The sequence below is a fragment of the Pseudomonas sp. A25(2017) genome (assembly GCF_002001065.1).
Taxonomy (GTDB): domain Bacteria; phylum Pseudomonadota; class Gammaproteobacteria; order Pseudomonadales; family Pseudomonadaceae; genus Aquipseudomonas; species Aquipseudomonas kilonensis.
Map to the genome: position 1 here is coordinate 1 of NZ_MUOA01000029.1, position 13,097 is coordinate 13,097.

At 63.9% G+C, this 13,097-nt stretch carries 13 protein-coding genes; 9 read left to right on the forward strand and 4 right to left on the reverse strand.

Going from position 1 to position 13,097, the window contains the following annotated elements; all coding sequences use genetic code 11:
- A partial coding sequence (locus tag B0E42_RS01330) for a CesT family type III secretion system chaperone (RefSeq protein ID WP_077505362.1) occupies positions 1-441 on the reverse strand: 441 nt, incomplete at its 3' end.
- Positions 442-628: 187 nt separating this feature from the next.
- Between B0E42_RS01330 and B0E42_RS01335 the strand changes: the two genes are divergently transcribed.
- The gene (locus B0E42_RS01335; RefSeq protein ID WP_082308779.1) at positions 629-1,753 is read left to right on the forward strand and encodes a transglycosylase SLT domain-containing protein; all 1,125 of its coding nucleotides are present in this window, start codon (positions 629-631) and stop codon (positions 1,751-1,753) included.
- 16 nt (positions 1,754-1,769) lie between these two features.
- On the opposite strand, the gene B0E42_RS01340 is transcribed toward B0E42_RS01335, so the two are convergent.
- Entirely contained in the window at positions 1,770-2,927 is a 1,158-nt protein-coding gene (locus B0E42_RS01340; RefSeq protein ID WP_053182841.1) for a serine hydrolase domain-containing protein, read from the reverse strand.
- A 313-nt stretch (positions 2,928-3,240) separates the two neighbouring features.
- On the opposite strand from B0E42_RS01340, the gene B0E42_RS31010 reads away from it, so the two are divergent.
- A complete protein-coding gene (locus B0E42_RS31010) occupies positions 3,241-3,405 on the forward strand; it encodes a hypothetical protein (protein WP_156331409.1) in 165 nt (54 codons plus the stop codon).
- A 251-nt stretch (positions 3,406-3,656) separates the two neighbouring features.
- Positions 3,657-4,871: a cytochrome P450 gene (locus B0E42_RS01345; RefSeq protein ID WP_053182837.1), complete on the forward strand. Its 1,215-nt coding sequence runs from the start codon at positions 3,657-3,659 to the stop codon at positions 4,869-4,871.
- Between the two features lie 264 nt (positions 4,872-5,135).
- Here the strand turns inward: B0E42_RS01345 and B0E42_RS01350 are convergent, their stop codons facing one another.
- Both B0E42_RS01350 and B0E42_RS01355 read right to left on the reverse strand, forming a co-directional pair.
- Positions 5,136-5,732, reverse strand: a complete 597-nt coding sequence (locus B0E42_RS01350) for a GNAT family N-acetyltransferase (protein ID WP_053182833.1) — start codon at positions 5,730-5,732, stop codon at positions 5,136-5,138.
- The gene (locus B0E42_RS01355; protein ID WP_018604068.1) at positions 5,729-6,280 is read right to left on the reverse strand and encodes an RNA polymerase sigma factor; all 552 of its coding nucleotides are present in this window, start codon (positions 6,278-6,280) and stop codon (positions 5,729-5,731) included. Before B0E42_RS01355 ends, B0E42_RS01350 begins: the two co-directional genes overlap by 4 nt.
- A gap of 302 nt (positions 6,281-6,582) precedes the next feature.
- Here B0E42_RS01355 and B0E42_RS01360 point away from each other — a divergent pair, with 302 nt between their 5' ends.
- From B0E42_RS01360 to B0E42_RS31370, 6 genes are all read left to right on the forward strand, one after another.
- On the forward strand, positions 6,583-7,719 hold the full coding sequence (locus B0E42_RS01360) for a TyeA family type III secretion system gatekeeper subunit (protein WP_018604067.1): 1,137 nt from the start codon (positions 6,583-6,585) through the stop codon (positions 7,717-7,719).
- On the forward strand, positions 7,716-9,803 hold the full coding sequence (gene sctV / locus B0E42_RS01365; protein WP_053182830.1) for a type III secretion system export apparatus subunit SctV: 2,088 nt from the start codon (positions 7,716-7,718) through the stop codon (positions 9,801-9,803). Before B0E42_RS01360 ends, sctV begins: the two co-directional genes overlap by 4 nt.
- Positions 9,804-9,960: 157 nt before the next feature.
- Complete coding sequence (locus tag B0E42_RS01370) at positions 9,961-10,854, forward strand: FHA domain-containing protein (protein ID WP_077505364.1); 894 nt, start codon at positions 9,961-9,963, stop codon at positions 10,852-10,854.
- A complete protein-coding gene (locus tag B0E42_RS01375) occupies positions 10,854-12,212 on the forward strand; it encodes a FliI/YscN family ATPase (RefSeq protein ID WP_053182823.1) in 1,359 nt (452 codons plus the stop codon). Before B0E42_RS01370 ends, B0E42_RS01375 begins: the two co-directional genes overlap by 1 nt.
- Positions 12,199-12,618 carry a YscO family type III secretion system apparatus protein gene (locus tag B0E42_RS01380; RefSeq protein WP_053190039.1) on the forward strand — a complete coding sequence of 140 codons (420 nt, stop codon included), beginning with the start codon at positions 12,199-12,201 and terminating at the stop codon, positions 12,616-12,618. Before B0E42_RS01375 ends, B0E42_RS01380 begins: the two co-directional genes overlap by 14 nt.
- Positions 12,611-13,097 (forward strand): hypothetical protein (locus B0E42_RS31370; RefSeq protein WP_256578261.1); only part of this gene is annotated, 487 nt, incomplete at its 3' end. The genes B0E42_RS01380 and B0E42_RS31370, both read left to right, overlap by 8 nt.

Genomic DNA, 13,097 nt, shown 5'->3' on the forward strand with positions numbered 1-13,097 from the left:
GTGCTGGGTGGGCTTGGCGGTGTCGTTTGGGCTGGCGCCGTCGAAGAAGTAGCCATCGCGCCAAATCAACGCCATGTCGGCGGCACCGCCCATCAGCCCGAGCAGGCGCTCGGCCGTGAGGGTTTCCAGGGGGACGTGGCCGATCAGGATCACCTGTTCGCTGTCGCGGTTGTAAGACAGGGAAGGGCAGAACGCGCCGCTCAGCAGGTACAGGTTGGTTTCCAGTAGCCGTTGCAGGACCGCTTCCCGATTCGCCACCGGCAATGGCCCGAAGCTGCAGTAGATAAAGACGTCTCCCTCACCCACACCAGGGGTGTGCTTCAGGGAAAAGTCGACATCCTTGACCGACAGGTTCGCCTGCTCGTAGAACGCTGCCGGGGTAGGAATCATTGTAAGTTCGCAGAGCTGATCGATCAGCTTGCAATAGATGGGTGACGCCATGAGTGACCTCGCATTGTCATCCAGGCGCCGACGAGCGCCTGCTGCCCATGGTGAGTGACACCTGCGGCATTTCGGTTCCAACCGACCGCCGCTGCGGGCCGATGCCGACGCGCCGGGCGAACTGCGTGGAACCGCAGCCCTGTGATCTGCCACCCAATGGCGCCACCTCACTCAAGGTTGACCGCCCATGTCCCGATCACTTGCACCTTTGCCGGCCCTTCGAATCGTCCCCAAAGGGTTGTCCATGCTGGCCGTGGCGACCTTGCTGTATGGTTGCCAGCACCTCGAACCGCAGCTGACCATTGGCGATCCTTCCGCCAACGAGCCTTACCGCTCGCAACTGCGCTGGCTTGAGCCGGCGCCTACGGACACGATCATCCAGATCGGCGAGTCATCCCCGCAAAGCGGCGGCAGCCTGTGGACGCGCATGCGCCAGGGGTTTTCCTTGCAGGCCAAGACCCAGGGGGTGGCGCGCATCGATGAGCAACGCCGCTGGCTGATGGATCGCCCGGCGTTTCTCACCCAGACCGGACGCGCCGGTAGTCGCTACTTGCACTTCATCGTGGGCGAACTGAACAAACGCAACATGCCGCTGGAACTGGCGCTGTTGCCGGCCATCGAGAGCGGGTTCAATCCGAACGCCCAATCGCCGGCCCAGGCCCTGGGCCTCTGGCAATTCATTCCCGCCACGGGACGCCGCTACCAATTGCAGCAGGGAGGCGACTATGACGAGCGCCGGGACATTCCGTCATCGACGCGGGCCGCCCTGGATTATTTGTCCTACTTGCACGATTACTTCGACGGCGACTGGCTACTGGCGCTGGCCGCCTACAACGCCGGGGAAGGGCGGGTGCGCGACGCTATCACGCGCAATCGCGCCCGCGGCCTGGCAACCAATTATTGGAACCTGTCGTTGCCCGGTGAAACCCAGAACTATGTGCCGCGACTGCTGGCGCTGTCGCAACTGGTGAATGCGCCCGCCGACTATGGCGTGAGCCTGGCGCCCATCGCCGACCAGCCGTACTTCCAGATGGTCGCCTTGGCGCAGCCCGTGGACCTGGCGCACCTGGCGCTGTTGTCCGGTGTGCATGAGCGAGAGTTGCGCATGCTCAACCCTGCCGCGCGCGGCCGGGCCAGGGGGCGCTTGCTGATGCCCATGGAAGCGTCGCGCAGGTTGCAGGCCCAACCGGACATGATCGCCAAGGCGGCGCTGCCCCGCGTGGCCGGTAGCGAAGAACAAGTGGTTGCCTCACCCGATACCGGCGTGGCCGAGCCGCAGGTGGCAGAGGTGGTCGTGCCGCCAGGGGTGTGAGCCGATTATCCAGGGCCTACAGGCAGCCCATCGCGACATTGGCCAGGCCGCGTGCACGTGGGTCCATCAAGACGTAGGAGCCAATGGTGTTGCAGGCGAAGCCGAACGCCACGCCGCGCTCAGGGTCGGCAAACCCGATGGTGCCACCGGCGCCCATGTGGCCGAACGCCTCGTTGCCCATGCCATAACTGCCGTTCGCCACGTCCGGCTGGTTGAGCATGATACCCAGGCCGAAGCGCGTGGGGGTCTGGATGGTCGGGTCGTATTCGGCGCTGTGCTCGCGCAACATTTCGTTGAGCAGCGGCGACTCCAGCAGTTGCCCGTCGAGCAGACCGGCGTAGAACGCCGCCAGGCTGCGGGCATTGCCATGTCCGTTGGCCGCCGGTTGGGTCATGCGTTTCCAGCCCGCCTCGTTACTGCGTCCCAGCACCATGGGTGGGTTGGCGAAGGCCAGTGTGCTCATGGCGGTCGGCTCGTTGAGCACGTCCGTCAGTACTCGCCCAAAGGCCTCATCGTCGATCTCGTCTTTGGTGCGTGCCATGTAGGCGCAGCGCGCGATGGTCGCGTCGTCCAGGCCGAGGTGGAAGTCCAGCCCGAGCGGCACCGCGACCCGCTGATGGATGCTTTGCGCCGGCGTCAGGCCATCCACCCGGCGTAGCAGTTCGCCGAGGATCCAGCCGAACAGCAAGGGCGAATAGGTCTGCTGTTCTCCGGCTGCGGCCCAGGGAGTTTCCTCGGCGATCAGGTCGGTCATGGTGTGCCAGTCGTAGAGGGTTTCCGGTGCCAGGGGCGTGCGCAGCGCTGGCAGCCCGGCACGGTGGCAAAGCACCTGGCGCAGGGTGATCGACGCTTTGCCGGCGTTGGCGAATTCGGGCCAGTAGCGGCAGACCGGCGCGTCCAGCTCCAGGCGTCCTTCGCCGACCAGCTGCATGATCGCCACCGCCGTGAAGGGCTTGGTGCAGGAAAACAGATTGAGCAGCGTGTCGCGCTGCCAATGGTTGTCCGGCTCCGGCCCGGCAGTGCCGGCCCACAGGTCGATGACTGTTTCGCCGTCAATCTGGATGCACAGGGCGGCGCCGCGTTCGAAGGGGCTTTGCATCAGCCGGATAAACGCCTCTTTGACCGGTTCGAAACGGGTGTCGCATTGGCCATGGATAGCAGGTGCACGCGTCATGTCAGCTCCACACAAGGGTTGGTGTTTCCCTTTGAGTGACCGTGGCCGTGCAAACGGTTCACCGGCACATACTACAGACCCATGTAGGAGCGAGTTCGCTCTCACAGGTAATGCTGTTCACTTAAGCGTTTATCGGAGATTTGGTCTCCATTCCGAGGCCTGTTTCAGGTGTATATACATCCGTTTCTCCGGTAACGGCGACTTATGGTTCCGCCCTTACGGCGGCTCACTTTTGAGAAGCCCGGAAGCCGGCCCAGTCAAAAGTAAGCAAAACGCTCTTGCCCCACCACTCGCTGCCTCGCTTAGGCTCGGCATGCCCGAACGCAGGCATTGCTCCGTGGGCCGCCGCGAAGGGCCATCCATGGCCCAGCGCGGCTACCTCGGCATCCATGCCGAGGTGCCCACTGCGCAATACCTGCGTTCGGCCATCGTGGTTAACGGGGCGCTCGAGATCAACGTCCACCGCGAGGCGGCCTAATAGTCGACCTGGCTCTCCCGGTCGTACACCCGTCAGATCTGTGGGAGCAAAGCTTGCTCGCGAAGGCGATGTGTCAGTTTGCGGTGATGTTGGATGTGCTCGCGATAGCGGTGGTGCAGATGCCTAGAAGCTCGACCTGCCCTTTGTTCTTGCTTTGGGGCTCTAAGTGAACAGCATTGTGCCCCCACAGGGATCTTTTTTGGCGCGCCCTGCCACTCAGGAGCAATGATTGATGCCCCTGGAGAGTGTTCATGGCTTACGAGCGTACCCTTGATTTGAATAGCGACGCGTTTCGCGGCGAGGCTTATCGGCATTATGCGGCGCTGCGCCAGGCGTCCCCGGTGTTCTTCAGCCAGGCCGAAGGGCAGTTACCGATGTGGTACGTCACCGGTGCCCGGGAAGTCGAGGAGGTGCTGCTGGACAACGAGCGCTTCGCCCGTGACCCGTCGCGGATCGATGCGCAGTTCGCTGCGATGCTCGGTGGTGAGCAATCCATCGCGTTTCTTAACGACCACATGCTCAACCGCGATGGCGACAGTCATCGCCGCTTGCGTCGCCTGGTCAACAAGGCCTTCACGTTGAAGGCGGTGAACACCCTGCGGCCGCGTATCGAACAGATCGCCGAGACGTTGCTGGAGCCCGTGCGGTCTAGCGGGAAAATGGACGTGGTGAGCCAATATGCATTCCCTTTATCGATCACCGTCATCGCCGAGCTGCTTGGCGTCCCCGCGCACGACCGTGACGATTTTCGTCGTTGGTCCCACATGATCGTCCAGCAGGTGGGGCACGACCTGAGTGAGTTGCGGCATTGCTACAACGAATTCGCGGGCTACATGCTCGCGTTGATCGACCAGCGTCGAGCACAGCCGGGCGATGACCTGGTTTCGGCGCTGGCGCAGGTCGAGGAAGAGGGCAGCATGCTCAGCCAAAGTGAGCTGTGCAGCATGATCGCGCTGCTGATCATCGCCGGACACGAAACCTCGGCGTCGATGATCGGCAATGCGGTGCACATGCTCGTGCAGCACCCGAAGGCGCTGGCGCGATTGCGTGACGAGCCGGCATTGATGCCTGGCGCGGTCGAGGAGTTTCTGCGCTATGACTCCTCGGTGGAGCGGGCCATGGTCCGCTTCGTCACCCGGGACACCGAACTGGCCGGGCAACGCTTGCTGCGCGGGCAACTGCTGATCGCGGTGGTAGGCTCGGCCAATCGTGACGAAGCGCTGTGTGCAAATCCTGACACGCTCGACATCACCCGCCCGGCCTGCCCGCACATGTCGTTTGGCAAAGGCACGCACTATTGCCTGGGCGCCTCGTTGGCCCGGCAGGAGTTGGAAATTGCACTGAATACACTTCTTCGATGCTGCCCTGGGCTGCAATTGGCGGTCGATCCCGGCGCCGTACGCTGGCGTTATGTACCCAACTTCAGGGGGCCGGAGGCGTTGCCGGTGCGCTGGTCGGTGGATTGATGAGAACGAGCAAGCTCGCGCTGGGTTCTGTAGGAGCTGGCGAAGCCTGCGATCTTTTGATCTTTTGATCTTTCGCTTGAGATTCAAGTGTCTGGGGAAAGATCGCAGCCTCGTTGCACTCGACAGCTCCTACACAGCTCTTATACAGCGCCTCCAGTGGGAGTCACTGGGTTGTGCAAAAAATGGCATCGGCTCGAATGAGCGCAGGCCCATGCCTGAGAAAGAGGCGGCTCGCCCGACTATCCAGCCGGACGAGCCGTGGACTCACGCCAGGCTGGCCTCCTCGTTTTGCGCTGGCGCTGAAAGGGTGGTGGATGCCGTGTCGCCTGGCGTCAGGTGCAGTCCGTAGAGCACGACGTCCGCACGGTTATCAGCGAACCGGGCAATCCCTGGAAAGCGTCCCCATTGGGTCGCGCCAAGCCCTTGTACGCCGCGTTTACTGGCCTCGTTGTGCTCGATGATCCAGGCCACCAGCGTCTCGAAACCATACTGCCTGGCCAACACCACCGCGGCTTGGCCAAGGCGGATGCCGACACCGCTGCCGATGTGGTCGCCGCGCACGTAGATCGACACTTCGCCGGTCAATCGGCAGGCCTGGGCGCCCCAACAGAAGCGGTTGACGATCAACCAGGCGATGACTTCACCTGCGCGTTCGAGCACGTAGATCGGATCACCCTCGTTGACGAAACAGTCGACGAAAAACGTCATTTCCTTCAGGGAAAACGCTCTGAGCACGGGGGAGCTGGTACCTCCCAGAGCGCTTTCGTTGAAGATATCTGTCATCACCGGCAAGTCGTCGGGGGTGTAGCGGCGCACGCCGCGAGGCAGGTCGGGCCGACTGTTCAAACGATTATTGGTCATGGCCGGGCTTCTCCATAGACGCTTCGTTTGAGTTGTTCACGCGCGCGAAACAACCTTGAGCGCACGGTGCCAATGGGGACACCCAGACGTTCGGCGGCATCGCGGTAGCTGCTCTCGGTGTCCACGGCGGTCCACAGGGTGTCGCGCATGTCCTTGGGCAGCGCGTCCATGGCTATCAGCGTACGGTCCAACAGCCGACGGTTGTCGCACAGTTCACTCAGGTCAATGTCGTCACTGGACTCGTTGAACTCGCTTTCATCGAAAGTGCTCAGCGGTGGCTGCGCGTAGAAGCGGCGGAAATGGTTGCGGATCAGGTTGAGGGCGATACCGCACAACCAAGTGTCCTGCTTTGCCAGCCCTTTGAACTTCTGCTGGTTGCGCCAGGCTTCCAGGTACGTGAGCTGGATGATGTCGTCGGCGTCGTCTTGATTGAGTACACGTTTTTGCACAAACAGACGCAGTTTGCGCGCCTCGCCGAAGCAGATGCCTGGCGCACCTGCGGGTGCCGGGGAGGTTTTCGGGGGGGCCATGAGATTCAGGCTGTTCATCAATAAATCCCTCTGAGTAGGTTCCATAGCGTCGATAAAAAATGTCGACGTTTCCCCTGTCAGCAGGACCTGTGCCAAGCCGGTTTAATGATTTATCTACTTGATAAATAATGGTTTTTGTTTAGTGTTTTTGCTCTATTTGTGCAAGAGCATGCACAACCGTCCCAAACTCCACTGCATGAAATTGCACCGAGCGAACGCTCGGGCAGGAAACCCTCCCTAACTGGTCAGAAAAGGCCACGACCGCGGATGGAACTGAATGCTGGATCGCCGCCACCCACTGAGCGTCCGAAACCACGCTCATGGCCATCATGAAAGTAGAAGCCCCGACAAATGCGCATATTGCCGTCAACCTTGCCCAGGCCGCTTCGGCCGTTGTGGGCATGGGCAGGCCTGTCGAATCGTTTCAGGCCGTGCAGTCCAATTCGATGGAGGAGGTCGGCATGACCTTCAGCCATCATGTGGAGCGCAATACCAAGGCGCTGAGCCAGCGGCGCATCCGCAATGCCCGCAGCGAGGTGGGCCAGATGCGCGTCGAGACGCGCGAGCAGTTGGAGGAGTGGTACGACCAACTTGGCCACCCAGGCAAGCAGAGCCTGGGGGCAATGGCCGCCCAGGCGGGTTTGTTGTTGTGTGGCGAGCCGGTGCTTGAAGAGGTGGTGCAGTCCACCGGTGGTGACCCGGCCCGTACCGACCTGATCCTGCAGCAAGCGTTGCGCGAGGCCGAAGTGCAAGGTCGTCTCGTTGAAGCCCAGCGCGCTCGCGACTACCTGCAGCTATTGCGCGAGCGTTATGGCGCGCAGATCCAGGCGGGCATGAACATCGCCGAGGCCTTGCGCGCTGCGGGCGGCGATCCCGAACTGCGCCAGGCAGTACGGCGGCTCTACTACGACACTGTGGTGCTCAAGCAATCGTTGCCCACCATGATGCAGGCGTTGCTTGGCCTGTTCGGCGAGGCGGCATTCGTGCCGGGGCTGGACATGATGCGCCGAGCACTGGCTGACGACATCGCCGCCCACACACCGTCACGTCCTACCGCCCTGTTGCGCACGTTGTTGATCGGCCTGGCCGCCTCGACGCAGCTGGGCAGTGTCCTGCACAGCTGCCGCCGTTTGCTCGAGCAACTGGCCTACAGTTGCCCGGCCAGCCAGCTCACGGCAGTGCTGTTGCTCCAGCGCATGCTGGGGTTTGTCAGCAGTGGCCTGTCGGCGGCGGAAGTACGGCGCATCGGGCGTGAATTGGGTGGAGAAGAGGAGCGCGACCAACTGGTCTCCCTGAACGGCCTGTACCCCTTGCTCAAGCGTTTGCCGCTGCCCCTCTGGCGGGATAGCAAAAGCCGACAGACCGCGCTGAAGAACCTGTTGGTGCTGCTCGATGAGCGCTCCCGTGGCGAGCCCCGAAGCCAGACCGCCGCCCCGGTGATTGGAGCGCGCTCATGATCGCCCTGTTGAACAAAGTCGCCAATGAAGCGGTGCGACGCATCGAGGTGGTTGCGGCGTTCGTGGTGCTCGGCATCGTGTTCATGCTGATCCTGCCCTTACCGACCTCGGTGGTCGATGCGCTGATCGCGATCAACATCTGTATCTCCTGCCTGCTGATCGTGATCTCGCTGTACCTGCCACGGCCGTTGGCGTTTTCCTCGTTTCCCGCGGTGCTGCTGCTGACCACGCTGTTCCGGCTGGCGTTGTCGGTGGCAACTACCCGATTGATCCTGCTCCAGGGCGACGCCGGTCATATCGTCCAGGCGTTCGGTAATTTCGTGGTCGGAGGCAACCTTGCAGTCGGCTTGGTCATCTTTCTCATTCTGACGGTGGTCAACTTTCTGGTGATCACCAAGGGCTCGGAGCGGGTCGCCGAAGTGGCGGCGCGGTTCACCCTGGATGCGCTGCCGGGCAAGCAGATGTCCATCGACAGCGACCTGCGCGCGAACCTGATCGATGTCAGTGAAGCCCGGCGGCGTCGCGAGGAGTTGAACAAGGAAAGCCAGCTGTTCGGTGCGATGGACGGGGCGATGAAATTCGTCAAGGGCGATGCCATCGCGGGTTTGGTGATCGTGGTGATCAACCTCATCGGTGGCTTTACGGTCGGCATGATGCAGCACGACATGGGCGCGTCTGAATCGATGCATTTGTATGCCGTGTTGACCATCGGTGACGGTCTGATCGCGCAGATTCCGGCACTGCTGATTTCCCTCACCGCGGGCATGATCATCACCCGGGTGTCGCCGGAAGGGCAGCCGGCGGGCAGTAGCGTCGGCAAGGAAATCGCCCAGCAGTTGACCGCCGAACCCAAGGCCTGGGTGATCGCTTCGGTGGGCATGCTCGGCTTCGCGGCCTTGCCCGGCATGCCCACGCTGGTGTTCATCGTCATCGCCTTGATCACCGGCACCGCCGGCATCGTTCAGCTCTACTCGCGCGCCCGGCAGGCACGCCAGGGTGACCAGCCAGCGGAGGTCGTGGCCCCTGCACAGAACGGCGCTGAAGACCTGCGCAGCTTCGACCCGACCCGTGCCTTTCTTTTGCAGTTTTCCAAAGCCATGGAAGGTAACGCTGCCGCCGAGGAAGTCATCCAGGCGATCCGCAAGAAGCGTAACGCGCTGGTGGCCGGCTTTGGCCTGACCTTGCCGCCTTTCGAGATCGAATACAGCGCGTTGCTGGAGGACGACGAGTTCCGCTTCTGCGTGCACGAGGTGCCGATGTTGCGGGCCACTTTCGGAGAGCGCGTGGCGGTGGCTCGCGGGCCGCTGCCGTTGGAACCGCGCGACGGGCAGGTCGGCAGCGAGGTGCGTGACGAGCAGCAGTGGCTCTGGCTGACGCCCGACGATCCGCTGCTGGCGGACGAACGCGTGGAGGCGGTGTCGGCCGCCGAGTTGCTGGTGGAGCGGATGAGCCGCGCGATGTTTGCCACGGGCCCGCAATTCTTGGGGCTTCAGGAGAGCAAGTCGATTCTCAGTTGGCTCGAAGCGGGCCAGCCAGAGCTGGTGCAAGAGCTGCAGCGGACCATGCCCTTGGCCCGTTTCGCCGCCGTGCTCCAGCGTCTGGCCGGCGAAGGTGTGCCGCTGCGCGCGGTGCGGCTGATCGCCGAGTCCTTGATCGAACATGGGCAGCACGAGCGTGACGTCGGTGCGCTGACCGACTACGCGCGCATCGCCCTGAAGTCGCAGATCTATCACCAGTACCGCGACGAAGACGGCCTGCACGTGTGGCTGTTGACGCCGGAAACCGAAGGCCTGTTGCGCGATGCGCTGCGCCAGACCCAGACGGAAACCTTTTTTGCCCTGGAAAGCCTGCACACCCGTGCCTTGGTGATGCAGTTGCGCGAAGGCTTCCCGTTGCGCGCCAAGCGCGTGGCCGTGCTGTTGGTGGCGCAAGACCTGCGGGCACCGCTGCGCGATTTGTTGCGCGATGAATTCAATCACGTGCCCGTGCTCGCCTTCAGCGAGTTGCACAGCAACGCCCAGGTCACCGTGCTGGGGCGCTTTGACCTCGAGCAGGAAAAACTACGGATGGAGGATGCTGCGTGACGGGCTTGTCTTGGCACGCCAGCCGCGGTGCCTCCACGTAACGATGCAAATCCAGGTGCGTTCGATGGCCTGGCTGTGACAGAGGACGGGGGCCGCCGGTGCCCCGTCGTACAACCGGGTCGTGGGCGAGCATCTGTCGCCCCTTGAGGAATTGACCATGTTCGAACTGCGAGTCTTGAGTGGTCTGCACCGAGGTGCGGCGTTGCCGCTGATTGGCGAGCAATGGGTGGTCGGGGCGGCGGAGGAGGCCGACCTGGCGCTTTACGATCCGGGCATCTGTGGGCGTCACGTGGGCCTGCGGCAGGTGCAGGGTCAGTGGCTGCTGGAACGGCTGGAGGGCACGGTTTGCGATGGACAAGGCCAGCCTTGGGCTGCGGCCGAGCCCTTGCAGAGCAATGCCCCGTTTGCCGTGGCAGGCGTTTGGCTATGCTTGTCCCCGGCTGATCAACCCTGGCCCGAAGAGGCGGCACTGGATGATGCCGCGCATCTGGCGTCGGACCGGGAAACCCCGAAACCCGCCATGCGGCCGTCCTGGCCCAAGCGCCTGGCCATTGCCGCTGCGGTGATCACCGTTGCCTCCAGCGCCTGGGCCTTTACCAGCCAGCCGACGCAGCCCGTGGCACGCAGCCCGGCCCAGCAGCTCAAGCAGAGCAAGGTGGCCTTGGACAATGTCGAGGCGGTCCGCCTGGAGCTTGATCGCATGTTGCAGGAACGTGATCTGGGCGCCGGTGTGCGGGTCGAGAGCCAGGGCGACCGGCTGGTCCTGGTGGGCGAGTTGCCGCGCCAACGCCTGGCGATGGTCGAACGGTTGATCGAGCGCTTCCACGACCGCTACGAAACGCCGATCGGGATCACCGCCAACGTCAACGAACGGCTGACGAAGCTGCCGTTTCAGATCGCCCAGATCGTGGGCGGTAAGCATGGCCACGTGGTCACCGCCGATGGACGTCGGTTGTTCCTGGGCGACCAGATCGATGGCCTGCGCTTGACCGCCATCGATAGCGGCAAAGTCACCTTCGAGGGCGACCAACGCTACGAGGTCACTTGGTGATGACGCAGGCGGCCATCGCGCGACTGGAGGCCTGGGAGGCCGGGCAATTGGCGCACTTGCGTCGCTTCGCGCCGGTCATGGTGCGCGGACGGGTGCAGCGGGTCAGCGGCATCTTGCTGCAGTGCCGACTGCCGGGGGCGCAGATCGGCGACCTCTGCCGGGTCGAGCGCGACGCCCGCGAGCCGCTGCTCGCCGAGATTGTCGGCTTCGACCAGCACGATGCCCTGCTCAGTGCCCTGGGCGGCCTGGAGGGGATCCGGGTCGGTGCGGCGGTGGAGCCGCTGGGCATGCCGCATCGGGTGTGCGTGGGACCGGAGCTGCTGGGTCAGGTGCTGGATGGCTTCGGCCGGCCCCTGTTGGACGGCGGGACGGGGGCGTTCGCCGGCCCGCATGTGCTGCACGCCTCGGAGGTGATTGGCGAGGCGCCTGCACCCACCGCACGACCGCGTATCCAACGGCCCTTGATGACCGGCGTACGGGCCATCGACGGCCCGCTGACGCTCGGCGAAGGCCAGCGTGTGGGGCTGTTCGCCGGCGCCGGTTGCGGTAAGACCACGTTGCTGGCGGAGATTGCCCGGAACGTTGACTGCGATGTCATCGTGTTCGGCCTGATCGGCGAGCGTGGGCGCGAACTGCGCGAATTCCTCGACCATGAGCTGGATGATGAACTGCGGGCCCGTGCGGTGCTGGTGTGCGCCACCTCCGACCGCTCCAGCATGGAACGCGCCCGTGCGGCGTTCACCGCGACGGCACTGGCCGAGGGTTTTCGTGCCCGGGGCCAACGCGTGCTGTTGCTCATCGATTCGCTGACCCGCTTCGCCCGGGCCCAGCGTGAGATCGGCCTGGCCGCCGGCGAGCCGTTGGGGCGCGGTGGCCTGCCGCCGTCGGTCTACGGCTTGCTGCCGCGTCTCGTCGAGCGGGCCGGCCTGACCAACGAGGGCGCTATCACCGCGTTTTATACGGTGCTCATCGAGCAGGACTCCATGAACGATCCCGTGGCGGATGAAGTGCGTTCGCTGCTCGACGGTCACATCGTGCTGTCACGCAAGCTCGCGGAGCGCGGCCACTACCCGGCAATCGATGTGCTGGCCAGCCTGTCGCGAACCTTGGCCAACGTGGCCGAGGCGGAGCACCTGCGGGCGGGCATCAATCTGCGTCGATTGCTCTCGGCCTATGAGCAAATCGAACTGATGTTGCGCCTGGGCGAATACCAGGCCGGCGCCGACCCCTTGACCGACCTGGCGGTGGAGTCGCGTGGCGCCCTGGACGCCTTTCTGCGCCAGGACCTGCGTGAGCCGGAGCCGTTTGCGTCCACGCTCGCCCACCTGCAGCAGTTGACCGCCTATGTCCCGGGTTGATCTGGACGCCCTGGCGCCGATACGCCGCCACCGCGAAGCGCAAGCCGAGCGGGCGTGGCGCCAGCAGCGCGAGCTTTTGCGTGAGCGCGAAGCCGCGGTTGCCGCCGCGCGGGCGCAGATGCAGGCGACTCGTGAGCAGCAGGCGGTGCAGCGCGAGGCGTTGTACGGCGAGCACCGTGGCCGGGCCTTGAGCGTGTGCGAACTGAATGCCTGGAGTACCCAGGAACGTCGTTTGATCGGCGAGCTGGCCGAGCAAGCGCGGGCAGTGCAGGCACTGGACGATGAACAGGCGCAACAGGCACAGCACACCGCTGCTGCCCAGCAGCGGCTACAAGGGCGCCGGCGAGATCTGGAAAAGCTCAGCGCAATGATGGAGTACCTGGTGGAGACCCCCAGCGATGAATGAACGCAGCGTGCGCGGTGGGCCGACATCGCACAGCAACCCCTCGGCGGCCCCCCTTCGGCAACCGCCTCGAGCGTATGAGCAACCGCCTGCCCAGGTGAGCCGGGCAAGTCGTCCGGCGGCACGTGAGTCCGCCCCTGCCACCGGGCGCGACCCGGACATGACGGCAGGAAGCAGTGACGGTTACTGGTTCCGCCAGTGGGTCGATGCGCCACGGGGCGGCGCGCAGGATGACAGCGCCGGCACCGGTTCGCTGTCGGGCCTGGTGAATCTTTCGAGCGGCGAAGAGGAGGCGTTTGTCGACCAGCTCACGCCACGGTTGCGCGCCACGCTCGACCAGCAATTGGACCTGCTGCTGCATCTTCCCAACCTGGGCCGCATCAAGGTATCCGCCCGGCGGCTGGGCGGATACCTTGATGCGGCCCAGGTTGGGAAGATGCAGCAGCAGGTCCAATTGCTGGTCGAGCGTGGCGCGCAACCGT